22 protein-coding genes are annotated in these 24,910 nt (G+C 64.3%); 13 read left to right on the top strand and 9 right to left on the bottom strand.

Annotated elements, in window-relative coordinates:
* Positions 1-174 precede the first annotated feature (174 nt).
* Both acnB and L0U81_RS08315 read right to left on the bottom strand, forming a co-directional pair.
* Positions 175-2,760, bottom strand: coding sequence for a bifunctional aconitate hydratase 2/2-methylisocitrate dehydratase (gene acnB / locus L0U81_RS08320; protein ID WP_233801626.1), 2,586 nt, complete (start codon positions 2,758-2,760; stop codon positions 175-177).
* A 196-nt stretch (positions 2,761-2,956) separates the two neighbouring features.
* The gene (locus L0U81_RS08315) at positions 2,957-4,156 is read right to left on the bottom strand and encodes an NnrS family protein (protein WP_233801624.1); all 1,200 of its coding nucleotides are present in this window, start codon (positions 4,154-4,156) and stop codon (positions 2,957-2,959) included.
* Between the two features lie 175 nt (positions 4,157-4,331).
* Here L0U81_RS08315 and L0U81_RS08310 point away from each other — a divergent pair, with 175 nt between their 5' ends.
* Entirely contained in the window at positions 4,332-4,730 is a 399-nt protein-coding gene (locus tag L0U81_RS08310; RefSeq protein WP_233804266.1) for a VOC family protein, read from the top strand.
* A 45-nt stretch (positions 4,731-4,775) separates the two neighbouring features.
* Here L0U81_RS08310 and L0U81_RS08305 read toward each other — a convergent pair whose 3' ends face one another.
* The 4 genes from L0U81_RS08305 to L0U81_RS08290 all read right to left on the bottom strand — a co-directional run bounded on the left by L0U81_RS08305 (position 4,776) and on the right by L0U81_RS08290 (position 11,574).
* Entirely contained in the window at positions 4,776-7,652 is a 2,877-nt protein-coding gene (locus L0U81_RS08305) for an Hsp70 family protein (RefSeq protein ID WP_233801622.1), read from the bottom strand.
* Positions 7,649-9,496, bottom strand: coding sequence for an Hsp70 family protein (locus tag L0U81_RS08300; RefSeq protein ID WP_233801620.1), 1,848 nt, complete (start codon positions 9,494-9,496; stop codon positions 7,649-7,651). The genes L0U81_RS08305 and L0U81_RS08300 overlap by 4 nt, the downstream gene beginning before the upstream one ends.
* Entirely contained in the window at positions 9,493-10,089 is a 597-nt protein-coding gene (locus L0U81_RS08295) for a DUF2760 domain-containing protein (protein WP_233801618.1), read from the bottom strand. The genes L0U81_RS08300 and L0U81_RS08295 overlap by 4 nt, the downstream gene beginning before the upstream one ends.
* 240 nt (positions 10,090-10,329) lie before the next feature.
* On the bottom strand, positions 10,330-11,574 hold the full coding sequence (locus tag L0U81_RS08290; RefSeq protein WP_233801616.1) for a tyrosine-type recombinase/integrase: 1,245 nt from the start codon (positions 11,572-11,574) through the stop codon (positions 10,330-10,332).
* Between the two features lie 494 nt (positions 11,575-12,068).
* Between L0U81_RS08290 and katG the strand changes: the two genes are divergently transcribed.
* The gene (katG, locus tag L0U81_RS08285; protein WP_233801614.1) at positions 12,069-14,267 is read left to right on the top strand and encodes a catalase/peroxidase HPI; all 2,199 of its coding nucleotides are present in this window, start codon (positions 12,069-12,071) and stop codon (positions 14,265-14,267) included.
* A 98-nt stretch (positions 14,268-14,365) separates the two neighbouring features.
* On the opposite strand, the gene L0U81_RS08280 is transcribed toward katG, so the two are convergent.
* The 3 genes from L0U81_RS08280 to L0U81_RS08270 all read right to left on the bottom strand — a co-directional run bounded on the left by L0U81_RS08280 (position 14,366) and on the right by L0U81_RS08270 (position 16,452).
* Positions 14,366-15,382, bottom strand: a complete 1,017-nt coding sequence (locus tag L0U81_RS08280) for an alcohol dehydrogenase (protein ID WP_233801612.1) — start codon at positions 15,380-15,382, stop codon at positions 14,366-14,368.
* A gap of 203 nt (positions 15,383-15,585) precedes the next feature.
* Positions 15,586-16,008, bottom strand: a complete 423-nt coding sequence (locus L0U81_RS08275; RefSeq protein ID WP_233801610.1) for a hypothetical protein — start codon at positions 16,006-16,008, stop codon at positions 15,586-15,588.
* A 30-nt stretch (positions 16,009-16,038) separates the two neighbouring features.
* Positions 16,039-16,452, bottom strand: coding sequence for a hypothetical protein (locus L0U81_RS08270; RefSeq protein WP_233801608.1), 414 nt, complete (start codon positions 16,450-16,452; stop codon positions 16,039-16,041).
* A gap of 907 nt (positions 16,453-17,359) precedes the next feature.
* Between L0U81_RS08270 and L0U81_RS08265 the strand changes: the two genes are divergently transcribed.
* From L0U81_RS08265 to L0U81_RS08215, 11 genes are all read left to right on the top strand, one after another.
* Positions 17,360-18,196, top strand: a complete 837-nt coding sequence (locus L0U81_RS08265; protein ID WP_233801606.1) for an RNase A-like domain-containing protein — start codon at positions 17,360-17,362, stop codon at positions 18,194-18,196.
* A 7-nt stretch (positions 18,197-18,203) separates the two neighbouring features.
* Positions 18,204-18,494, top strand: a complete 291-nt coding sequence (locus tag L0U81_RS08260; RefSeq protein ID WP_233801604.1) for a contact-dependent growth inhibition system immunity protein — start codon at positions 18,204-18,206, stop codon at positions 18,492-18,494.
* A gap of 310 nt (positions 18,495-18,804) precedes the next feature.
* Positions 18,805-19,362, top strand: coding sequence for a carboxymuconolactone decarboxylase family protein (locus L0U81_RS08255; RefSeq protein ID WP_233801602.1), 558 nt, complete (start codon positions 18,805-18,807; stop codon positions 19,360-19,362).
* 37 nt (positions 19,363-19,399) lie between these two features.
* Positions 19,400-20,275: a helix-turn-helix transcriptional regulator gene (locus tag L0U81_RS08250; protein ID WP_233801600.1), complete on the top strand. Its 876-nt coding sequence runs from the start codon at positions 19,400-19,402 to the stop codon at positions 20,273-20,275.
* Positions 20,276-20,349: 74 nt separating this feature from the next.
* On the top strand, positions 20,350-20,772 hold the full coding sequence (locus L0U81_RS08245) for a hypothetical protein (protein WP_233801598.1): 423 nt from the start codon (positions 20,350-20,352) through the stop codon (positions 20,770-20,772).
* Positions 20,773-20,986: 214 nt separating this feature from the next.
* Positions 20,987-22,135, top strand: a complete 1,149-nt coding sequence (locus L0U81_RS08240; RefSeq protein ID WP_233801596.1) for an amine dehydrogenase large subunit — start codon at positions 20,987-20,989, stop codon at positions 22,133-22,135.
* A 13-nt stretch (positions 22,136-22,148) separates the two neighbouring features.
* Positions 22,149-22,715: a MauE/DoxX family redox-associated membrane protein gene (locus L0U81_RS08235; RefSeq protein ID WP_233801594.1), complete on the top strand. Its 567-nt coding sequence runs from the start codon at positions 22,149-22,151 to the stop codon at positions 22,713-22,715.
* The gene (gene mauD, locus L0U81_RS08230) at positions 22,715-23,338 is read left to right on the top strand and encodes a methylamine dehydrogenase accessory protein MauD (RefSeq protein WP_233801592.1); all 624 of its coding nucleotides are present in this window, start codon (positions 22,715-22,717) and stop codon (positions 23,336-23,338) included. Before L0U81_RS08235 ends, mauD begins: the two co-directional genes overlap by 1 nt.
* 37 nt (positions 23,339-23,375) lie before the next feature.
* Positions 23,376-23,915, top strand: coding sequence for a methylamine dehydrogenase light chain (locus L0U81_RS08225; RefSeq protein WP_233801590.1), 540 nt, complete (start codon positions 23,376-23,378; stop codon positions 23,913-23,915).
* A complete protein-coding gene (locus L0U81_RS08220; protein WP_233801588.1) occupies positions 23,912-24,418 on the top strand; it encodes a c-type cytochrome in 507 nt (168 codons plus the stop codon). The genes L0U81_RS08225 and L0U81_RS08220 overlap by 4 nt, the downstream gene beginning before the upstream one ends.
* Positions 24,415-24,891 (top strand): c-type cytochrome, encoded by a 477-nt coding sequence (locus L0U81_RS08215; protein ID WP_233801586.1) that lies wholly within the window; start codon positions 24,415-24,417, stop codon positions 24,889-24,891. The genes L0U81_RS08220 and L0U81_RS08215 overlap by 4 nt, the downstream gene beginning before the upstream one ends.
* Positions 24,892-24,910 lie beyond the last annotated feature (19 nt).

Here is a 24,910-nt window from a genome sequence, read left to right as displayed (position 1 = left end):
GCTGGCGATGACGTCGATAGCGCTCGATCTTCAGTCATCCTGAGGGGCGGGCGCGAACGGTCTTTTGGCCCACTCTGGTGCCGCACCCCAAAAAAAAGCGCCGCAGACGTTCAGCCTGCGGCGCCATTTCGTGGCGCTACGGCGAGAACAACACGCCGTAGCCCATCAGCACGCTTACATCGCGACGGTGTCAGCCACTTCCTTGAAGTCCTCGATCTGGTCGAAGTTCATGTATTGGTAGATCTTGTCGCCGTTGGCGCTGAGCACGCCCATATCGGCCATGTACTCTTCGCGGGTCGGGATCTTGCCCAGACGCGAGCAGATCGCGGCCAGTTCCGCCGAGCCGAGGTACACGTTCGTGTTCTTGCCCAGGCGGTTCGGGAAGTTACGGGTCGAGGTCGACATGACCGTCGCGCCTTCGCGCACCTGCGCCTGGTTGCCCATGCACAGCGAGCAGCCCGGCATTTCGGTACGGGCACCGGCCGTGCCGAAGACGCCGTAGTGGCCTTCCTCGGTCAGCTGCTTCTGATCCATCTTGGTCGGCGGGGCCACCCACAGCTTGACCGGAATGTCGCGCTTGCCTTCCAGCAGCTTCGACGCGGCGCGGAAGTGACCGATGTTGGTCATGCACGAACCGATGAACACTTCGTCGATCTTGGCGCCGGCGACATCAGACAGCGTCTTCACGTCGTCCGGATCGTTCGGGCAGGCCACGATCGGCTCGTGGATATCGGCCAGATCGATCTCGATGACGGCTGCGTACTCGGCGTCCGCATCCGGCGACAGCAGTTGCGGGTCGGCCAGCCACTGCTCCATCGCCTTGATGCGGCGCTGCAGGCTGCGCGGGTCCTGATAGCCCTGGGCGATCATCCACTTCAGCAGCGTGACGTTGCTGTTGAGGTATTCGATGATCGGTTCCTTGTTCAGGTGCACCGTGCAACCAGCGGCCGAACGCTCGGCGGAAGCATCCGACAGTTCGAACGCTTGCTCGACCTTCAGGTCGGGCAGGCCTTCGATTTCGAGAATACGGCCCGAGAAAATGTTCTTCTTGCCTTGCTTGGCAACCGTCAGCGTGCCTTGCTTGATCGCATACAGCGGGATTGCGTTGACGAGGTCACGCAGGGTCACGCCCGGCTGCATCTTGCCCTTGAAGCGCACGAGCACCGATTCCGGCATGTCCAGCGGCATCGTGCCGGTAGCAGCGGCAAAGGCGACCAGGCCCGAACCGGCCGGGAAGCTGATGCCGATCGGGAAGCGCGTGTGCGAGTCGCCGCCGGTGCCCACGGTGTCGGGCAGCAGCATGCGGTTCAGCCACGAGTGGATCACGCCGTCGCCCGGGCGCAGCGCGATGCCGCCACGGTTGCTGATGAAGTTCGGCAGGGTCTGGTGGGTCTTCACGTCCACCGGCTTCGGATAAGCGGCGGTGTGGCAGAACGATTGCATCACGAGGTCGGCCGAGAAGCCGAGGCATGCCAGGTCCTTGAGTTCGTCGCGGGTCATCGGGCCCGTCGTGTCCTGCGAGCCGACCGAGGTCATCTTCGGTTCGCAGTACGTGCCCGGACGGACGCCCTGGCCTTCCGGCAGACCGCAGGCGCGGCCGACCATCTTCTGGGCCAGCGAGAAGCCCTTACCGCTGTTGGCCGGCTGCTGCGGCAGGCGGAACAGGGTCGACGGGGCGAGACCCAGCGCTTCACGCGCCTTGGCGGTCAAGCCGCGGCCAATGATCAGCGGAATGCGGCCGCCGGCGCGCACTTCATCGAACAGCACGTCGGACTTGACCTGGAACTCGGCGATCACTTCGCCGTTCTTGAGCGCCTTGCCTTCGTACGGGCGCAGTTCGACCACGTCGCCCATTTCCATCTGCGACACGTCGAGTTCGATCGGCAGGGCGCCGGCGTCTTCCATCGTGTTGTAGAAGATCGGGGCGATCTTGCCGCCGAGGCACACGCCGCCGAAGCGCTTGTTCGGGATGAAGGGGATGTCTTCACCGGTGAACCACAGCACCGAGTTGGTGGCCGACTTGCGCGAGGAGCCGGTGCCGACCACGTCGCCCACGTACGCGACCAGGTGGCCTTTTTCCTTCAACGACTCGATGAACTTGACCGGGCCACGCTTGCCGTCTTCTTCCGGGGTGATGCCGGGACGGGCGTTCTTCAGCATCGCCAGCGCGTGCATCGGAATGTCCGGACGGGTGGTGGCATCCGGGGCCGGCGACAGGTCGTCGGTGTTGGTTTCGCCCGTCACCTTGAAGACGGTGATGGTCAGGCTTTGCGGCACTTCCGGACGGCTGGTGAACCATTCGGCGTCGGCCCAGCTTTGCATCACGGCCTGGGCGTTGGCGTTGCCCTTGTCAGCCAGTTCCTTGACGTCGTGGAACTGGTCGAACATCAGCAGGGTTTTCTTCAGCGCGTCGGCGGCCACCGTGCCCACTTCGGCGTCCGACAGCAGCTCGATCAGCGGCTGGATGTTGTAGCCGCCCAGCATCGTGCCGAGCAGTTCGGTGGCGCGAGCGCGCGGGATCAGCGCGCAGGCGGTCTCGCCTTTGGCCACGGCGGCGAGGAAGCCGGCCTTCACGCGGGCGGCTTCGTCCACGCCGGCAGGCACGCGGTGCGTGATCAGCTCGAGCAGGGTCTGCTCTTCGCCGGCGGGCGGATTCGTCAGGAGTTCCACCAGCTCGGCGGTCTGCTGAGCCGTCAGCGGGAGGGGAGGAATGCCGAGCGCGGCGCGGGCGGCCACGTGTGCGCGAAAGTTTTCAAGCATGGGGGACCTGCTGGTATTTGCGTTTCAGGGGAAGGCTTCCAAGGCACTCCAAGGCTGTGCCGGGCACTGCTTTGGTCGCGATTTTAATTGCAATACCAGTGTCAGGTCAAATGTCTTATGTCTTATATAAGAGTTGAGGGTAAAAAGCGTTGAAAATCATGGTGCACTTCTGAACGCTTCAAGGAAGCTGCGGACTTCAGCCTGGCTTGCCATCGGCTCGGGCAAGAACAAGCCACGCCGCGTATCGAACGCAATAGAGAAGCAGCGCGGCCGCCCAGCATAGGCCGGATGCGTAGATCCAGGCCATCGTGAACTGCGGCGAGAGCCATGGGCCGAGTACGCGGATCAACGTCGCCAGAATGAAGAGGCCGTAGCAGGCGAGTTCGATCCGACCGGCCACGAGCTCGCGCCCGGTATGGCCGCGCGCGGTGCGCGTGATCATGGCGATGATCGCGCATCCGATGACGCCAACGGTGAACGTATGAATCGCGACCGAATGCGGAGCGACACCGAGCGCGGCGAGTGCCAGCATGACGAAGCCCGCCGGAATCCCCGCATAGGCGATATGCAGGATCAGGAGGATGGGGCGATTGCCGACGCGCCACGATCGCCATCCGCCGAGGCGAAGCCCGTGAATGGCCGCCGCTGCAACGCAGGCGGCAACGATTGCCGCCGACGGCGCATCGAGCGAGTCCAGCACAAACGCGAGCAGCGTCGCCGGCATGACGGTCGCTTCGACGAAACGCCAGCGCTTCGCGCTAAAACCCGGAACGGCATTGGCGGTGAACGAAGGAATGATGCGCCCGCCGATGATCGTCACGAACAGCACGAGCATACCGACCGCGAGCCACGCGCTGCGCAGCGCCCAGTCGCCGTGAGCATGGCTTGCCCAGGCATGGAAGAGGACGTTGAGAAGCGCGAGCAAGCCGACCGCGACCGGCAGAAAGATGTTGTGACGGTTCTTCGCCGTTAGGAGCACGCGCAGCAGAACCAGCGCAACGATGGGTAGAAACGCCACGTCCACGAGGGCGCCGAGCGGACTCGAACCGCGCCACATCATGATCCGGCCCGCCAGCCAAAGGAGCCATAGCGCTGCGAGACCGGCGCCACGGGCGGGATTCGTGCTGGTCCACGCACGAACCGCCGTCAGCAGAAATCCCACGACGATTGCGGCGCCAAATCCAAAGATCATTTCGTGGACGTGCCACAGCGTTCCCGACATGTACGACGCGGAGTCCAACAGAGGCCACCCTGCCAGCGCGCCGAGCCAGAGCAGCATGGCAATGCTGCCGAACAGGGCGCCGGCCAGATAGAAAGGCCTGAATCCGAGCGCCCACAGAGCGATGCGCGGTGGTGTGTCGACTTGATGTGATTCGATCTTGATGGCGGGCTTCATGAATGCTCCGAACGGCAACGAGGTGTTGATTCATCTTATACGCAGGGCCTTTTTCGCCGCATGCGACGAATGTTCGCGATAGCACCCGTTGATCCTCGATGTGATAGCCGATCCCGAACGTCACTCTGCCGTGCTAACGTGCAAAGACATCGCGGCTGAACAGGAACAGTTCAAGATGATTTCGCACGTATTCGTGGGGGTGAATGACTTTGACCGTGCCTTCAAATTCTATTCGGTCGTCATGGGCGAGCTGGGACACAAACTGAAGTTTTGTGAGCCCGATCAAGCGTGGGCGGGTTGGATGGCTGAGCGTATGCCGCGTCCGCTCTTCCTGATCGGCAGGCCCTATGATGGCAACCCGGCAGAACACGGAAACGGTCAAATGGTGGCGTTGCTCGCGCCTGATCGTCGTTCAGTCGATAACGCCTACGCTAGCGCGCTGGCAAACTCCGGCTCTTGCGAAGGCCCTCCCGGCTTGCGGCCACACTATCACCCGAACTATTACGGGGCGTATTTCCGGGATCCGGAGGGAAACAAGATTTGCGTTTGTTGCCACGGTCCCGTGACGCCGTAGTTTTTTTCATTTTCACCTTCACAGCGACGTCATTCGCAAAACGCCTTAACCGCCGATCAGCTTCAGCCCTACCGGCAGCGATTCACCGAACACGCGGCCTTCGTCGGCGTTATCGAGCGCGACGACTTCGCTGACCATCGTGATCCACGCGCGCGGCGCGCTTGCCGCTTCGAGGCGTCGCACGACGCTCGCGCGCAGCGCCTCGGGCAGATCGCGTGAGCGGTCGCCGGTCATGCGGGCGATCTGCACGGCCGCGAACGCGGCGGGGTCGACCTTCTTCCAGTCGAGCGCGAGGATCGCGTCGAGCCATTGCGCGGCGCGCTCGGGTGGCACGACGCTATGCGCGCTGCCATAGAAAGGCTGTCGCGCACCGATACGGCCGACCGCCCACCAGCTCTGATGGTTTTCAGCGGGCTTTTTCAGGCGCGCAAGCACTGCCTCGCCGAGTTCGATCTTGCGCTCGGCCGGAATCCGTTCGAGCGATGCGGACAGACGAACCATATCGGCGAAGCCGGTCTTCGCGACATCGAACGGCAGCTTGTGACGCGATTGCGCGGCCTTCTGCAAATAGTCCATCGCGTCGAGCACGCGCAACTGCGCGTCTTCGTTAAGACCGCCGGCCGCGCGACGCCACAGCGTCCACCATTCGGACCATACCTGGCTGTCGGTCACGTACTGGATGCCGTCGTCGAACAGCGTCCACAGTTGCTCGACGCGCCATTCGTCGAGTGGATAGCCGAAGCCGGGCCGCACGCAATAGCCGGCCAGATTCAGCCACAGCCTCTCGTGATCCGCCGAGCGGCGCCGGCGGCGCGCGCGTTCCCACAGCGCGCCGAACAGTTCGCGCAGCAACGCGCTGCCCCAGCTATCGCGCGGGCCGAGCAGATGTTCGAGCTGCACACGCAGCCGTTTGATTTCCTTCGGGTCGACCTTTTGCGCGCGTGAGCCGTAGCAGCGGTCGATCAGTTCGAGCGCGCGGTCGAGCGCGGGGTGGCGTTGCTGCGCGCCATCGGCGGGCAGGTTCACTTGCGCATCGTCGCGGCGCAACTGGAATTCGAGCAGCCAGCGTTGCGACGGCTCGTCGAGTTCGATGCAATGCACGTCGAGCGTGCCGACCTCGGTCAGCGACGTCGCGATGCGCACCGCGGTTTCGCGTGCGCTATGGCCCTCGCGCGGTTGCACGATCGTCGCGATCGGTGGCAGGCGCACGAAGTCGCCGCCCGTGAGATCGACCAGCTCGCCGGGCTGGTAGGCGGTATCCGCGCTCGACGACACCAGATGAAACCGCACCGGAGCCCCAAGTCGCAGCGCGAACGTGCGATCGGCGATCAGGATCTCGTGACCTTCCTCGGTGCCGCGTGGCAGCAGGCAGATGCCGCGTTGCACCGGCGCCGCTTCCGGCTCGGTGTCGTCTTTGTCAGCCGGCGTTTCGTCGAGCACCAGAAAATAGCTGCGCGGCGAACCGCCGCCGATTTTCGGCGCGAAGCCCGCGCGCGCGAGCGTATAGGCGACCGCGCCACGCGCGACCGCGACGTCGGGGTTGTCGTTGTGCAGCACGTTGAGCGGCGCGCCGCGCCAGCCACCGAGCGTGTCGGCGAGACGCCGCGACAGCGCGTCGGCGCGGAATACGCCGCCGTTGAGCAGCAGCGTATCGGGAACGGGCAGGGCGGCCGCGTCGGCTGAGCCGCAATCCGCGCCCAGGGCCTTGCGCGATTGCGCGGCGAAGCGTTCGAGAAACGCTGCGATATGCCGCGTGACCGCCGCATCGGTCGCGTACGGCAGGCCGAATTCGACGATCGCGCCGCGCGGCCGTCCGGGTCGCTCATCGGCGGCCACCCGCGGAAAGAAACCATCGACGATGATCTTCTCGACCTCGTCGCGCGTGACCTGCGCGGAGCGCGCGCCACCGATCAGCTTCGAGCCCGCGCCGAGCAGCGTGACCGACGCCGACTCCGGTGCCTGTGCACCGAGCAGTTGCTCCTTCGCGACGCGGCACCGTTCGACCAGTTGCGACAGGCTCGCCGCCGACAGCCGCTGCGGTGTCTGCCCACCGGCCGCGGCACCTTCAGCGCCACCCGGCAGCCGCACCTCGAGCAGATGCGCGAGCGCGAGGTCCATGTTGTCGCCGCCGAGCATCAGGTGATTGCCGACGCCGATGCGAGTCAGGCGCGGCTCGCCGTCGCCGGTGAGGCTGACTTCGATCAGCGTCAGATCGGTCGTGCCGCCGCCGACGTCGCAGATCAGCACGAGCCGGGTCGCCGCGAGCGCGTCGGCAAGTTTCTCGCGATGCTGGAACAGCCAGTCGTAGAACGCGGCCTGCGGCTCCTCGAGCAGCCGCAGCGACGGCAGGCCCGCGAGCCGCGCCGCTTCGACGGTCAACGCGCGGGCGCCTTCGTCGAACGAAGCGGGCACCGTCAGCACCACGTCCTGCTGTTCGAGCGGGGCTTTCGGGAAGTGCTGGTTCCACGCGGCGCGTACGTGCGCGAGGTAGCTCGCGCTCGCGTCGAGCGGCGAAATCTTGCGGACCTCGTCGGGCGCGCCCCACGGCAGGATCGGCGCGACGCGATCGACCGACGCATGCGACAGCCAGCTTTTCGCGCTCGCGACGAGCCGCCCCGGCACCTGCGCGCCGAGCAGCCGCGCGAGCCGGCCGACCACGACCGGCTGCGCGGCGTCCTTGCCTCGACCCGCGCTCGCGCTTGCGGCGGACCACGGCAGTTGCAGATCGGCCGCGCTCAGCTCGCCGTCGGCCGCCTGATAGCGCACCGACGGCAACAGCGGCCGCGCGGCGACCTCGCCGGGGCTCACCAGCTGCTCGATCTCGAACACGCGGATCTGCTGCGATCCGGCCTCCGCATAAGCGAGCACCGTGTTGCTGGTGCCGAGATCGATGCCGACGCTGTACCGCTTCATGTCAGTCATGCATTCGCGTTGCCGCGCACGTCGAATTCGACTTTCCAGCGCTCGTCGGAGCCGCGCGGGATGGCTTCCAGTTCGAGCGTGCCGGTTTCGGTCACACGCGCATGCAGCTTCACCGGCACGATTTCACCGGCGATGCGGCCGGCCGCCGGCAGCGTCGCCTGAATTTCCTCGAGCTCCTGCAGCTCCTCGGGGCCCCAGAAATCGAGCAGCGTGCCGACCTGATCCTGACGACGCACGGACGAGCCGAAGAAGCGGAAATGCACCGGCTCACCGACGACCAGCCCGAACTCCTGCGCGGGCAACTCGGCGTCGGTGCCTTCTTCCATGCCGAACGGCGCGATGCACAGCGCCTGCACCGGAGGCTCGAGCCCCGGCACCGCCGGCATCGCGGATTCGATCGCGATGTAGTACGCACGCGCGGTGCCGCCGCGAATCCGCACGCCGCGGCCGCGTCGCACGTAGCCGTAGTAGGCCGCACCGCGTGCGACCGCCAGATCGAGGTCCGCGCCTTCGAGCAGACGGGCGGGTGCCACACCTTCGGCCGCGAGCCAGCCGTTCAGCGTGCCCATGATGCGCTCGACCAGCAGCGTCGACTTGAACACGCCGCCGTTGAACAGCACCGCGGTCGGGTGCAGGAAGCTTGCGTTTGGCGCGACGTGCTCGCGCAGCCCTTCGAGTTCGGCCAGCGCGCCGACCTGACGGCCGAGGAACGCCGCCAGATGCCGCGTGATACCGGCATCCTGCGCATACGGCAGACCGAGCTGCGTCAGACCTGCCCGCGCGCGGCTCACCGGACGCGCGGCGCTGTCGACCGGCGGGAAGAAGCCGTCGAGGATCGTCTGCGTGAGTTCGGCGCGGGTCAGCTCGGTGCGGATCGAGCCGCCGATCAGCTTCGAGCCGCGGCTCGGCACGACGAGCGGCACGGTGTCGGTGGCGGGGTCGGAAAGCAGCGTCTCCTTTGCCGCGCGGCACGCATAGGTGAGCGCACGCAGTTGCCACGCGTCGGCCTGGGTGCCCTGTGCCGCGAGCTTGCGCGCGACGACGTGCGCGAGCGCGAGATCCATGTTGTCGCCGCCGAGCAGGATGTGCTCGCCGACCGCGACGCGATGCAGTTCGAGATTGCCGTCGCGCTCGATCACCGCGATCAGCGACAGGTCGGTCGTGCCGCCGCCGACGTCGACGACGAGGATGATGTCGCCGACCTTGACCTGCTTGCGCCACTGGCCGCCGCTCTTCTGGATCCAGCTATAGAGCGCCGCCTGCGGTTCTTCGAGCAGCGTCATGCGCGTGAAGCCGGCGGCCTCGGCGGCTTCCGCGGTCAGTTCGCGCGCGGCGGGGTCGAACGATGCCGGGATCGTTACCGTGACGTCCTGCTCGCCGAACGGCGCGTCCGGATGCGCGTGGTCCCACGCCTCGCGCAGGTGCGTCAGATAGCGCACCGAGCTTTCGAGCGGCGACACGCGCGCGACTTCGGGCGGCGCGTCGTTCGGCAGAATGCCCGCGCGACGGTCGACGCCCGGATGACAGAGCCAGCTCTTCGCGCTCGACACGAGCCGGATCGGCGTGCCGGCGCCACGGCTGCGCGCGAATTCGCCGACCGCGAATTCGCGTTGGCCGGTCCACGGCAGGTAGAGATCGCCGGAGGCCAGTTCGTCGGGATGGGGCAGGTACAGGAACGACGGCAACAACGGCAGATTGTTGATTGCGCCGGGGCCCGTGAGCTGCGCGATCGGCAGCACGTCCTGGGTGGTTTTCTCGCCGTCGCTCGCGTGCGTGTCCACGTAGGACAGCGCGCAGTGCGTAGTGCCGAGGTCGATGCCGATCGAATAGCGTGCGTCGCTCATAGCTCCACCTCCGCCGGTGCGATGACCTTCGCGTTATGGCCGTCTGCGAGCTTGGGCAGACGCACGTCGTCGACGCGCCAGCCGCGATGGCTGATGCTGCCGCTAAACGGCGCGCTGCCGACGACGTTGCCGGTCAGGCGCACCGAACTCGCGTCGAAGCCCTGGGGCAGCGTCACGCGGCTGCCTTCGGCTTCGTCGCGCACCGGGCGGATCGTGAAGTGCTCGCGCAGCGTCGCGCGGCAGCCTTCGTGCACGAGACGCGCGGCTGCGCCGATGTCGGCGTCGCTATAGCCCTTGATGTCTTCCTCGACGAAATCGATGAAGCGCGCGTCGCGTTGCAGCAGGCCGAGCAGTTGCAGCGCGGCGTCGGGGGTTGCCTCTTTCAGCACCGGCGCGGGTTGCGGCTTCGGTTGTGGTGCGGGGGCCGGCGCGGGCGTTGTGGCGGCGGGGGCGGCCGCCGGGGCCGCGCCGATCTTTTCGCCATTGCGCAGGCGCAGCACGTCGGCGGCGAAGTCGCCATTGCCGAGAATGCTGAAAAACGTACTGACGGCCAGGGAAATCCGGCCGAGAAAGGATGGGTTCGAATCGCTCATAAAGGCTCCTGATCTGCTCTGTTAGGGACGAGCGGTCCTCGCCGGGCCCGGGCGCTTCGTGCCCCGGTTCGGCCGCGCGTGCGGCGCGCGCAAAACCCGTATTTTGCCTTGCGGCGCGCCCGACGCGGGCAAAGCCGGCAATTCTAGCGGGCAAGGGGGTGGGATTGGCGGGGAGTTGGGGGAGAGCGGTGTGTGGGGGGCGGCCGGGATCCCGGCGCGTCTCAGACGTCCGATTTGCGCTTAATTGCCACCGGCCTTGTCTACTTTCGACTTCGCATCGCCCCAGTTCATCCGATGCCGATTAACGGTCTCGGTATGCCGCGCGTCGTCCTCGGTGTGCAGGTAAAGGCTGGTCGTGTTCAGCGAGACGTGGCCGAGATTGTCGCGGATCGTGCGCAGATCGACGCCGCCGTCCGCCTGATGCGAACCGGCCGTATGCCGCAGCCAGTGAGCCGATGCGCGCTCGAGTTCGTCGGCGCGATCGGCGAATTCGGGACCGCGCGCGCGCAGCCATGTAGCCGCGCCCGCGAAGATGCCCTTGATCGCGTCGTGAATCGCCGAGCGCGACAAGCAGCGGTTGCGTCCCTTGAACGGCAGCACGAGCGGGGTGTCCTCGGCGCGGGTCGGCAGCGCGGCGAGGCCGTTCAACGTGCGGTAGCTGCGCAGCTCCTGAACCAGCTCGGCCGACACCGGCACGATGCGCTCCTTGTCGCCCTTGCCGAGCGTTTCGAGCCACCACTGGTCCTGACCATCGGCGCCGAGCCGTCTGAAGAACTGGCCCATCTGCCCGCCGGCGACTTCGGAAATGCGCATACCTTGCAGATAGAACAAGGTGGTTAGCCAGCGGCAACGCGCGTAATACGCGCGTTGCGCGTCGGTATCCTGGGGCAGTTGCCCGACGAACAGCTTCACTTCGTCCCATAGCGACGTCGACAGGTAGCGCGTGACGCGCGGTGCGGAGCGCTTCGCGCGCTGCCGCAGCAGCGCCATGGGATTTCCGCGCAGATAGCCGGCATTGACGAGCCACGTGAACATCGCGTTCAGGATGATCAGCGCCTGGCGCTGGCTAGCTGGCGACAGCGGCCCATTGAACGGCCGCCAGCGTGCGTCGCTGCGCGCGTACTTGCCGCCGTTCGCCGACACCCAACGCGCGGCCGGCTGCGGATCGGCGATGAACGCCTTGAACAGCAGCAGATCCTCGTGCGTCAGTGACGAAAGCGGCTTGCCGAGCTGCACGACCGCCCACAGCAGGAGGCGCTCGGCTTCCTTGCGGTAGTTGTCGAAAGTGGTTTTGGTGTCGGCGTAATTGGAGAGCCATGCGCGCACCGCATCGAGATCGTTGCGCGCCGACAGCTGCGAGCTGTCGGCCGCGCCGCGATTGGTGCCGTCGCGGCCATCGAGCAGTTCAGGCACGACGAGCGATTCGACGGGCTGGACGGTGACGAGCTCAGCGTTCGGGGCAGCTTTCGGCACAGCTTTGGACACGGTTCGGGACACTCCTCGGGCGCACGCCGGTTGGCGTGATTCTGCTCCGCTCAGGCTGTTGCGGACGAAACGCGAAACCCTATCACACAGTCGGCTGCGGCTGGCGCAAAAAGAGGTGTGCGCGCGCGAGCCTCGACGCAGTCTCGCTATAGTCGCCGCCTATTGCCGGCATTGCCGGATTCCAATTCTATTGAAGATGGCGCTCGCCTATAGTCGCTTAGGGGCGGCGTACCGACCGCAGTCATTCGTCACGGACACCGGTCACGTTCCCCTCGAGCGTGGATTTCAACTCGATGAATCGAAGCAGCAGTCATCACAGTATATGAGTGCACTGCCGAGTCACTCGGCCGGTTGGCGGGTTTTCCGATCGTCAAATTGCCACGGAAGCCTGACACCATGACAAACGCATAACAAGTACCTTGCATGGGATTGGAAAAAGTGCAGAAGCACCGACTCCGATCGACAACGGAGACATCCTCCAAAGGAGATAACGCATGTCAAACGAAGCAAAGTGCCCGTTCATCCACACCGCCGGCGGCGGGACAACCAACCGGGACTGGTGGCCGAAGCAGTTGCGCCTCGACCTGCTCAACCAGCATTCGAACCGCTCCAATCCGCTCGACGGGGACTTCAACTACGCCGAGGCATTCAAGAGCCTCGACTACGCCGAACTCAAGAAAGACCTCTCTGCGCTGATGACCGATTCGCAGCCCTGGTGGCCCGCGGACTTCGGTCACTACGGGCCGCTGTTTATCCGTATGGCATGGCATAGCGCTGGCACTTACCGCATCGGCGACGGCCGCGGCGGCGCAGGGCGCGGTCAGCAGCGTTTCGCGCCGCTCAATAGCTGGCCGGACAACGTGAGCCTCGACAAGGCGCGCCGGTTGCTGTGGCCGATCAAGCAGAAATACGGCCAGAAAATTTCGTGGGCTGATCTGCTGATCCTGACCGGCAATGTCGCGCTCGAAACGATGGGCTTCGAGACTTTTGGTTTCGGCGGCGGCCGCGAGGACACGTGGGAACCGGACAATGACGTGTTCTGGGGTGCGGAAACGAGCTGGCTCGCACTTAGCAACGATCCGAACAACAAGCACAGCCGCTACTCGGGCAAGCGCGATCTCGACAACCCGCTCGGCGCGGTGCAGATGGGGCTGATCTACGTGAACCCGGAAGGCCCGGACGGCAATCCCGATCCGCTTGCCGCGGCGGTCGACATCCGCGAGACCTTCGCCCGCATGGCGATGAACGACGAGGAAACCGTCGCGCTGATCGCGGGCGGCCACACGTTCGGCAAGACCCACGGCGCGGGTCCCGCCGATAACGTCGGGCCCGAACCGGAAAGTGCCGGCCTCGAAGCCCAGGGGCTCGGCTGGCGCAACAGCTTCGGCACCGGCAAGGGCGGCGACACGATCACGAGCGGTATCGAGGTCACGTGGACCTCGACGCCGACACAGTGGGGCATGGGCTACTTCGAGAACCTGTTCGGCCACGAGTGGGAGCTGACGAAGAGCCCGGCGGGCGCGAACCAGTGGGTCGCGAAGGACGCGCAGGCCACCATTCCGCACGCGCACGACCCGTCGAAAACACTGCTGCCGACGATGCTGACGACCGACCTGTCGCTACGCCTCGACCCGGCCTACGAAAAGATCGCGCGGCGCTTCATGGCCAACCCCGACGAGTTCGCCGACGCGTTCGCGCGCGCCTGGTTCAAGCTGACGCACCGAGACATGGGTCCGCGCGCCCGCTATCTCGGCCCGGAAGTGCCGAGCGAAGAACTGCTGTGGCAGGATCCGATTCCGGCCGTCGATCATCCGCTCGTCGACGACGAGGATGTCGCGGCGCTCAAGCAAAAGATCCTCGCGTCCGGGCTGTCGGTCTCGCAGCTGGTCACGACCGCATGGGCGTCGGCCTCGACGTTCCGTGGTTCGGACAAGCGCGGCGGCGCCAACGGCGCGCGCATCCGGCTCGCCCCTCAGAAGGACTGGGACGTCAATCAGCCCGCCGAGCTCGCGAAGGTGCTGAAGGTGCTCGAACGCATCCAGAGCGAGTTCAACGATGCGCAGTCCGGCGGCAAGAAGATCTCGCTCGCCGACCTGATCGTGCTGGCGGGTGGCGCCGGCATCGAGCAGGCCGCGAAGAACGCCGGCCAGCAAGTGACGGTGCCGTTCATGCCGGGTCGCATGGACGCGTCACAGGATCAGACGGACGTCGAATCGGTCGCGATGCTCGAGCCGGTCCACGACGGCTTTCGCAACTATCTGCAGGGCAAGTTCCCGGTGGAGGCCGAGAAGCTGCTGATCGACAAGGCGCAATTGCTGACCTTGACGGCGCCCGAGATGACGGTGCTGATCGGCGGCCTGCGGGTGCTGAAGGTGGGCGCTGGCAGCGACTCGCACGGTGTCCTCACGAACGAGCCGGAAACGCTCTCCAACGACTTCTTCCGCAATCTGCTGGACATGGGTACGGAATGGACGCCGATGTCGGCCGCCGCGGAAACGTTCGAAGGCTGCGACGCGAAGACCGGCGAGGTCAAGTGGACAGGTACGCGCGTCGATCTGGTGTTCGGCTCGAACTCGGTGCTGCGCGCACTGGGCGAGGTCTACGCGAGCGGGGACGGTAAGGAGAAGTTCGTGCGCGACTTCGTTGCCGCGTGGGTCAAGGTGATGAATCTGGATCGGTTCGATCTGGTTTGAGTGAAGCCGGTGCGGCGAGCTTTTGCTCGCCGCATATCGCCTCGTTTTTCATGCACGCGAATGTCTGGTCCCGGACGGAGTGCGTCTACCTGTCCGACTCAGGCCGTCTTTAGCACCACCCTGAAACGCGCGTGGCCGCTCATCATCCGGTCGAAGGCCTGCGCCGCTTCCGCGAGCGGATACTCCTCGATCATCGGCTTGACGCCGCTCATCGCGCTGAACGCGAGCGTGTCCTGCGAATCGGCCGAGGTGCCGGAGGGCCAGCCTTGCACCGAGTTGCGTCCCATGATGAATTGCGTGATCGGCACTTCGACCGGCTCTTCGGAGACGCCGACCATCACGAGCTTGCCGTTCAGGCCGAGACCGCCGAGCGTGGCGCTCATCGCCTTGCCGCTCGTCACCGTGGCGAGTACCAGCTTCGCGCCGCCCAGTGCCTGCAGTGCCTCGGCGACGTTTTCCGTTTTGCTGTCGATGTAGTGATGCGCGCCCAGTTGCTTCGCGAGCGGGGCCTTGTCCTGTCCGCGCGCGATTGCCACCGTGCGAAAGCCCATCTTGCGCGCGAATTGCACGCCGAGATGCCCGAGGCCGCCGATCCCGAGAATCGCGACCACGTCACCGGCGCGCGCGCCGCTATTGCGGATCGCGTTGAAGGTCGTAATACCCGCGCAGAGCAGCGGCGCGGCATCGACATCGGACAGATCGTCGGGAATGCGCGCCAACGCTTCGACCGGGGCCACCATGTATTCGGCGTAACCGCCGTCATAGCTGATGCCGGGGATGAGGGCGAACTTGCACAGCACGAAGTCGCCCTGGCGGCAGTGTTCGCATTTGCCGCAATGCCCGCCGTGCCAGCCGACCCCGACACGCTGCCCCGCCTGCCAGCCGTCGACACCCGCGCCGAGCGCGTCGATCACGCCCGCGATTTCGTGCCCGGGTACGCGCGGATAGGCGAGGCCTGGCCACAGGCCTTCCTTGGTCATCACATCGCTATGACAGATGCCGCAAGCGTGAATCCTGATGCGCACGTGACCCGCGCCCGGCTCGGGCACGTCGCGCTCCACCAGTTCGAGCGGGCCGCCGGCCTGCTTCACTTCGACTGCTTTCATTCTGGGCATGATGTTCTTCCTTTCCAGTGATGAACGGGACAAGAGGAAACAAGCTCAATCATGATAGTCCGCGCCGAATCGGCTCGCCAGAAAGAAGCCGCAGCCGGATAACGTGTGGCGATGTCCGCCAATTATCCAGCTATGAAAATGGTTTCCGGGTTGAATCGCGATGCTACCCGCCAAGCGACCCACCAAAAATAATCGTGCCGGCTTCAGTCAAATTCCTGCACCGTCTGGCATAGCGCGACGACTTCGGCGCCGACGGACGGCTCCAGAACGAACAGGATCGACTGTTGTTCGGCAACGGCCGCGGCGATTATTTTTGACCTCTCGTGTGTCATCGCTGCTCGATAGTCGTGCTGGCTGCTCGCCCAATCCACATAGGTGCGAATCTCGTCAGGAGTGAACACGTGCGACGGTGAGATCAGCAGGCGCGATACCACGTTCTGTTGGCCGAAATCATTGACGCGCACGGCTGTGACGCCGGAGAACTGCAGTTTCGGCGTCGTGCCGTCAACGCATTCGAAACTCAGCAGAAGGGAGGAATTGATACGCGAGTACGCGCAGCCAATCAGTTCTGCATCGTGATAACTATGTCTGGTTTTCATGAAGACAAGGATCAGTAAAGGTGCCATTGCTGGCTGGCCGGTGGCCGGGCGGGTGCATCATGGTAGTGGCGAAAACCGCATCCAAGGTCCGCGGATGGGAAAGGGGCCGCCGTTGTCCTCCCAGTTATGCGCGTGCGGGATGCCCTGGCCGTGGTCGTGATCGAAATCAAAGTCGACAACTGGAAAGCCATTCTGACCATACATACGCATCTGACCACTACCCGGATTCGTGTACCAGCTTCCAGCGGGCCCCATGTTGGGCGTTAGGTTGCCGGCAAGGTCCATCGAGTCAGCCGACAGAGCATCGTCGCCATACTCGAACGGCTGCGCATCGGCGAGGGGTGTGGCAACGGGCGTGGCGATAGTGCCATCGGGGAGCACGTCGCCGGGTTTGGCAAACCATATCGCAAGGCCATCGTCGGCGGGAAGCAGTATCCGTGCAGGGGCAGACGCTCCGGTACGGGCGGCCATCCTGGCCGCGCCCCTGAATAGCTGGGATGGTGTGAACGTGATCGAGCGCGGGCTGGGCTCGTTGCTGCTACGGCTGCGCGGCCCCGAAGATCGCCGTTGCTCCACGACCGGAATCTACGTACCGGATCGCACTGCATTTTTCAGGACGGTCGTCGGGTCATCGGTGCTCGTGCCTAGCCGGTGGTACATGATGAACTGCAGCGCATCGCGTCTTGCGAGACTATTCCCACGGGCCAGGTCAGACAGAGATGCCCGCATGAAGGCCTCCTTGCCGGTGGGCAGTCCCCGATAGTCCGTCCGGTGATACAACTCGCAACGTGTCCCAGCCCCTACATCTACTCTAAGTGATCGCATGCAGCACCTTGCCAGATAGCGTCATACATGACGGCGCTAACCTAACAGATCACCGATAGCTCATGTTTTCGGGATATTGTTTCTATGCCCTGCGAATATAGGTCGTGTTGTGAGGCGGTGGGCAGGCTTGCACAACCGCGGACTCCTCTCCCACATCAGTCGATGACATCCGATGCAATTGGCGCGCCGCGCGGCCGCCTTTAGTCTCCGACTACCGCGTCGTCGATCCGATGGTGCACATGTCAAGGAGATGCCATGTCCAGCTATCCCGTCTACACGATCGAGTTTAAAGGTGCGGCTTTCACACTTCACCGGAATGGAAGCACGGGCGCAGCATGTCTGCACATTGGCCTGACTGCGCAAAAAACATCGATCTGCCGGACAGAACCGGCATTATCCCGCCTGTCCCTACGTACCACGGCGTGCATCCTAACTTGAACATTATCGCCGTTCGTTGACGCTGCGGGACACTGAAATCATCCATCGCCCATTCCCTGTCCCTGTAGTCGCCTGCTAGGTTGGCTATTCCAAAACAGGTACAGAGGAGTACGGAATGTCGTATCCACAGGATTCGGACGGCGTGCGCGTTGTGCTCAGTGCGCCGCAACTCGCGGCAGTGCTCACCCGCCAGTCGATCAGCCACACGGAAATGCTTTCCAACCGGCTATGGGGTGGGTTGCAACTCGTCGGCGGCCTGCTGGAAATGGTCGGAGCCGGGGCGCTATGCGTGCTGCCGGAACCGACGATGGCAAGCAAGGCCGGGTGCATTGTGTTCGGCGCACATGGTTCTGACACGGCGGCGGCGGGCCTGCGTCAGGTGTGGACAGGGCGCGATACTGCCACCCTCACCCAGCAGGGCACGACGAAGCTGGCTGAGGCGATGAAGGCCAGTCCCGACATGGCGAACAATATCGGCCTGTCGCTCGATATGGTCGTGCCGTTCGGCTTTGCAGGCTCAATCAAGGCCGCGCGGGCTGCCCGTATCACGATGGGCCGGATCAATCTGCACATGCACGAGGCAAAGGCCCTTAATCCAGAGCTTGGAGGACACACCATCCTGAAGCACGTAGGCAAGGACGAAGCGTGGCTAAGGGACCGGCTGAAACGCGAACCGAAGCGGAAAGTCGTATCGTCATTCACAAGCCTGGAGAAGGCCGAACGTGCCATTTCGGAGACGATGCGGGCCAATACGGCAAAAATCAGGGCATGGGCGCGGTCCCCAAACCGGTACGCTACGGAGAAAATAACCAAAGTCGTTGCCGGCGATATCGGCTACGGAGTCACACGAGAGACTGGAAAACTTACGCGGATGAACAAGGTTTTCGTCGTTCTGAAGTACGAAACCTATAACGGCATGCCATATTACGTTCTGACCGCCTACCTTGAATGAGAAAGAAATGACTTCGCTAGAGCGTCATACAGAAATGGATCGCATTTTTAGTATTTACTTCGGCCAGGATTTTGACCTGTTTGGGGAGACCGTCCCGGAAATTGTCGCGTGTTACAAGAAAGACAGCCGTTACCATTACAAGAATCTGGTTCGCGAAATTGACTCGTTCCGGAACGAACATCCGCATGATCTGGACGCCGCGTTCGATCAGATGTATGGGCGCGGATTTTCTCCCGAGCCTTGGGGCTACACAACCGCCTCTTTACTTGACGAGATACAGCGTCTCCTTAGCGAGTAGTTCACCTGTCGCCGCGCGTGGTCGGTCCCGTGCCGTCCGGCGCATGCACGCGCGGCGATGTTCGCATTTGGCTGCTCGATCTTCGCGAGTCGTCGCGTCCGCTTCGCAATATTTTCGCGGGATAGCCCCGCGCCGCCAATCTGCGGCTTTTTCAGCCGCTGGCGGCACTCGCGCAGCAGTGCCTTCACGCGCCGCCGTCTGCGTCAGTGCTGCGCGTATGACATCCGATGTAATTGGCGCGCCGCGCGGCCGCATCTACTCTCTGACTACCGCGTCGTCGATCCGACGGCGCACACATCAAGGAGATACCATGTCCAGCTATCCCGTCTACACGATCGAGTCGGCTCCCGAGCAATCGAAGCCCGTGCTGCAGAAACTGCAACAGGCGTTTGGCCTGATCCCGAACATCGCGGCCACGATGGCGGCTTCACCGGTGCTGATCAACGGCTTTATCGGCCTGTTCGAGCGCGTGCATGCGAGCAGTCTGACGGAGCCGCAGATCCAGACGCTGCTGCTCACCAATGCCGTCACGAACGCGAGCGAATGGGCGGTCGCGTTTCATACCGCGCTCGGGTTGCAGGCCGGCCTGCGTCGCGTCGATGTCGAGGCGATCCGCCACGGTGGCTTGCCCGACGACGCGAGGCTCGCTGCGTTGTCGACGCTCGCGCGCACGCTGATTGAAAAGCGCGGGCGTTTGACCGACGAGGACCGGCAACGCTTCGTCGCGGCAGGTTTCAGCGCGGAGCAGATTCTCGAGGTGATTGCGGTGGTCGCCGCATCGACGATCACGAACTACACCGGCAGCGTGACACAGCCGCCGCTCGAAACGCAGTTCGGAGAATTCGCGTGGCAGGCGCCCGCGCGCTGAAGCAGTCCTGTTCAGGCAACCAGATGAGGGCAAGGCGATGAACGTAACGAGCCACGATCCGAAAGTGCAGGCCGGTGATCTCGGCAGTCTGTTGCGCTATTGGCGTGACGTGCGTGGCATGAGTCAGCTCGATCTGTCGCTCGAGGCCGGCATCTCGCAGCGGCAGATCAGCTTCATCGAAAGCGGGCGCAGCGTGCCGGGCCGCGATACGCTGCTGACGCTCGCGCAGACCCTCGAGGTCCCGCTGCGCGAGCGCAATGCGCTGCTGCTTGCCGCCGGTTATGCGCCGATCTATTCGGAAGCGCCGTGGAATGCGCAGGAAATGCACAGCGTGGTGCGCGCGCTCGAACGGGTCGTGCGTCAGCACGAACCGTTTCCGGCGCTTGTGATGGACCGCGACTGGAACGTGCTGATGAGCAACGACGCGGCACCGCGCTTCTTCAACTGTTTCATCGACATGGCCGCGCGTGAAGGCCCGCGCAACATGCTGCATCTGATCTTCGATCCGCGCGGCATGCGGCCGTTCGTCGCCGACTGGGAGGAGGTCGCGCGCAGCCTGCTGCAACGGGTGTATCGCGAGTCGGTGGGTCATGTGGTCAGCGACAACACCAGGCGTCTGCTCGATGAGCTGCTTGCGTATCCCGACGTGCCGCGCGACTGGAAGACGCACCCTGGGTCCTCCACTACGCACGCCTCGATGCCGATGATTCCACTAGGCTTCGTCAGCGATGGCGTGGTGCTGCGCTATTTCTCGATGGTCACGACCGTGGGCACACCGCAAAACGTGGCCGCGCAGGAACTGCGCGTCGAATGCATGTTCCCCGCCGACGATGCCACCGAAGCACGTCATCAGCAGTTGCTTGCCGCACATGCGTCCCGCCAACCTCCAATATCGGCAAACCGTATGCCGTGAGATAGGCGTGCCCGCGGTTTTTGGGCGATCATCCGAACCGGTCAGGTTACGGGATCCGACGCTACTCATTTTCCATGGATAACGGGCTTCTACTGTTTCCGGTCGCGGCACTTCACGTCGAGGCAGCCGACGAGCCACTCTGGTTCCGGCGCGCGCCCAATTCGCATGCGGCCATCATTTCCGATTTCGGCGACGTGACCGACGTGCTCACGCGTCTGCCGCAAACCTGGTGCGTCGTCCCCGGCGCGCAGCTCGAAGGCTTGCACGACGACGAGGACATCACGAGCGCCGACCCGCGCTTTAACGGCGAACTGCCACGTCACCACTTCGCGGTGATCCGCCATACGGATCGCCGCATCAACGTCGCGCTGCTATTGATCAACGCCGCCGAAGCCGTGTTGCTGCCCACACGACTGTTCGGCTCGCGCCATCATTTCGAACTCTGCGTCCCTGGCCTCGAACCGATGGACTGCGAACAGATCGCGCCGAACACCTGAACCGCCGTTCGTTCAAACACGGCTCGCGCATACGGGTCATCCCCGCTATTCATTGCCGCCGAAAAATGCCTCGTGCGCCGTTGTAAGCCCATTATCTGGTTCGTAATAGAAGCGTAATAAATCTACTGATCGTTTGCCGATTTGGGAGCTGTCTCAAAAATTCTCACCAGTTAATTTTCCGCCAGGCCACAACGAATGTTCTTGCGGAGAAGAGATGCAAAGAAAACGGAGATGGGCGCTGCTGGTGGTGAGCAGCGTCGCGATATCGACCCAGGTCCTCGCAGTCGAGAAAGCCGAAGACCTGACGATCGCGAAAATGCCGGCGTACAGCCCGCATCAGCTGTACGTCATGGATGTGAACTTCAGCTCGATGACGGACGCGCGCACGTACGTGATCGACGCCGACAACAACCGCCTGCTCGGTCAGATCGATACCGGCTTCGCGCCGGGCATGGCGATCAGCCCCGATCACAAGACCAGCTACGTCGCGACGACTTACTTCGCGCGCGGCTCGCACGGCGCGCGTACCGACGTCGTCGAAATGACCGACAACACGACGCTGCAGATCACCGGCGAAGTTGCGATTCCGCCGAAGCATGCGCAAAGCGTGCCGTCGCCGTACAACACCTCGATGTCCAAAGACGGCAAGTGGCTCTATGTCTCGAACATCACGCCGGCGACCTCGGTCACCGTGGTCAACACGGCCACGCATCAGGTCACGGCTGAAATCGATACGGACGGCTGCGTGCTCGCTTATCCATCGGGTAACGACCGGTTCACGTCACTGTGCGAAAGCGGCAAGGCGCTGACCGTCGTGCTCGGCGCGAACGGCAAGGAGAAAAGCCGCAAGCTCTCCGAAGCGTTCATCGATGTCGCCAAAGATCCCGCGTTCGTCAACGCATCGCGCAGCGGCAATACGTACTGGTTCGCGACGTTCAACGGCAACGTGCGCAGCGCCGACTTCAGCGGCGCCGCGCCGGTGTTCGGCGCGCCGTGGCCGCTCGTCACGCCGGACGAGGCGAAGGCCGGCTGGCGTCCCGGCGGGCTGCAGCAAACCGCGTTGCACGTGCCCACGCAGCGTCTGTTCGTGGCGATGCATCAGGGCAACCAGGATACGCACAAGGACCCCGCGAGCGAGGTCTGGGTGTTCGATATGAAGACGCACAAGCGCATCGCGCGCTGGAAGCTCGCCGACCAGAAGATCGATCCGCTGCTGTCGATTCAGGTGAGCGACGACGCGCACCCGCTTTTCTACGGCATCACGGCGAACTCGGACGTGGTCGTCGCCGACGCGGCGACGGGCAAGCTCAAATACGTTCACAAGCAGATCGGCGCGACTTCGTCGCTGCTGGTCAATCCGTAACGAGGTGCATGCGATGAATCCAGGCCTCGTTATCGATCCGGTCGTCTCGAGCGTCGCGCTCGCCACGACCTCGATCATCACGTTGACGTTCGCGCTGCCGAAACTGGCGCGCCAGTCCGACCTCAGGCAGGTCGTCGCGGGCTTCGAGCTGCTGCCGCACGCACTGGTGACGCCGTTCGCACTCGCGCTGCCGCTCGTCGAAATCGGCGCGGCGCTCTCGAGCCTCGTGCCGGCGACGCGCAGCGTCGGCGCCGCCGCGCTCGCCACGCTGTTCGTGCTGTTCGCGCTCGCGCTCGGTATCAACGTGGCGCGCGGGCGGACCGACATCGATTGCGGCTGCAATGGCTTTCGCCAGCAGGGCGCTGCCGTGCCGCGCTCGATCGGCTGGGCGCACGTTGCGCGCACGCTGCTGCTGGCCGCGCTCGCCGCGCTCGTGTGTGTGCCGCAAAGCACGCGCGCGGTCATCTGGTTCGACTATCTGAGCGTGCTCGGCGCGACGCTCGTCGCCGTGGCCGCTTTCTTTACCCTGGACGTGCTGCTCGCCAACCGTCCGAAGCTGAATCACCTGAGGAACTCGTAATGGAAAACGCACTGTTGATCTCCAATGTTTTGCTGTGGCTCGGCGTGCTTGCGCTCGGCGCCATTTCACTCGCGCTCGTGCGCCAGATCGGCGTCCTGTACGAACGGCTGATGCCCGTCGGCGCGCTGATGATCGACAAGGGGCCGGCGGTCGGCACCGTGGGTCCGTCGTTCGAGCTCAATGCGCTCGACGGGCGTCAGGTCAAGGTGGGCGGCATCTCGGCCCTGGGACGCAGCACGCTGGTGTTCTTCCTGTCGCCGAGCTGCCCGGTGTGCAAGAAACTGCTGCCGCTGCTTCCCTCGATCCAGGCGCGCGAGACGGCCACCGACATCGTGCTGGCAAGCGACGGCGACACCACCGAGCACGCGGCCTTCTACAAGAAGCTCGGTCTGAGCCAGTACCCGTACGTGCTCTCGCAGGAGTTGGGTCTCGCGTATCAGATCGGCAAGCTGCCCTATGCACTACTGATCGATGAAACGGGCAAGGTTCGCGCGAAGGGTCTCGTAAATTCGCGTGAGCACCTCGAAAGCCTGTTCGAGGCGAAGGAACGCGGAGTGGCCTCGCTGCAGGAGTTTGTCCACGGCGAGCACACCGACCATACGGACCACGCGCAGCACGCCTGAGCACGTCATCACACATCAGAACGACAGGACGACAAGCATGAAATGGTTCGACTCTTTCTTCGAGTTGAAGGCGCGCAGCGTCGCGCAGCGCAGCTCGCGGCGCAGTGCGATGGCCACGCTCGGCCGCGCGCTGGTCGGCTCGGCGCTCGTGCCGCTGCTGCCGGTGGACCGCACGTTCGCGGCGGACAACGCGTCGGCGGCAAGCGCCGCGAGCGCGCCGGCCGCGGGCAAAACCGACGACCCGTATAGCTGCGATTACTGGCGCTACTGCGCGATCGACGGCTGGCTGTGCAGCTGCTGCGGCGGCACGTCGAGCAGCTGCCCGCCGGGCACGACACCGTCGCCGATCACGTGGATCGGCACCTGCCGCAATCCGCACGACGGCACCGATTACATCGTTTCGTACAACGACTGCTGCGGCAAAACCTCGTGCGGCCGCTGCTTCTGCAACCGCAACGAACGCGAGAAGCCGCTCTACAAGCTCTCGCTGGACAACGACATCAACTGGTGCATGGCGAGCGGTAACGCGAACTATCACTGCTCTGTATCCGCCTTGCTTGGAGTAGCGCAGCAATGACAACGACGATTTCCAGCCGGCGCCTCGCGAAGTGGGCCGTGACCTTGTGCGTGACGAGCGCCGCGTTGAGCGCGAGCGCGGCGTTCGCACAAAACGTTCAGTACGCGCCGGGCAAGGCGTTCTTCGACACCAAGTGCGCGGTCTGCCATCAGGCGGGCGGCAAGGGGCAGGACGGTCTCGCACCGCCGCTCACCGAGCTGCCGGGCCGCTATGCGGCGAACGCGCAGGGTCGCACGCAGCTCGGTCTGACCGTGCTCAACGGCATGTTCGGCACGATCGCGATCAAGGACAAGAGCTACAACTTCAAGATGCCGAGCTTCCGTGGCGAGTCCGATGAGGACCTTGCGAACGTGCTCAATTACCTCGTCTTCGACTTGAACGCGAAGCATGCGGGCGCGAAGCCGTTCACCGCGGCCGAGGTGAAGGCGCTGCGCGCGACGGAGATGGACGGCGCCCAGGTGCGCGCGCACCGCGACGTCGCGCTGAAGAGTCTCGGGCTATGAAGAAGATGCGTGCGCGCGCGCTGTTGGCAGCGGTACTTGCCGTTTGCGCGGGGGCGCCGGGTGGGGCAGTGCATGCAGAGGAGCGCGGCTACAGCGCCGCGACCGCGCGCGAGGCGTGGATCCTCAACTGCATGGGCTGTCACACCGGCGACGCGCACGGCATTACGGGCAAGGTGCCGCCGCTCACGGACGAGCTCGGGCACTTCGTGCGCCTCCCCGAGGGACGCGAGTTCGTGATGCGGGTGCCGGGCGCGTCGAACTCCTCGCTGAGCGACGCGGAGCTCGCAAACGTTCTGAACTGGCTGATCTATACGCGCAATGCAGACACGAAGCCCGCGGATTTCAAGCCTTATACCGCGCAGGAAGTCGCCGCGAAGCGGCGTCCCGCGCTCACCGACGTCGCGAAGCATCGCGCTGCTCTGATCGAGAGTCTGCGCAAAAGCGGCAATACAGCAGTGCAAGACCAGTACTAGGTATGGCCGCAACGACGGC

The organism is Paraburkholderia sp. HP33-1, from assembly GCF_021390595.1.
Lineage (GTDB): Bacteria > Pseudomonadota > Gammaproteobacteria > Burkholderiales > Burkholderiaceae > Paraburkholderia.
This window is presented reverse-complemented; position numbering and strand designations above follow the sequence as displayed.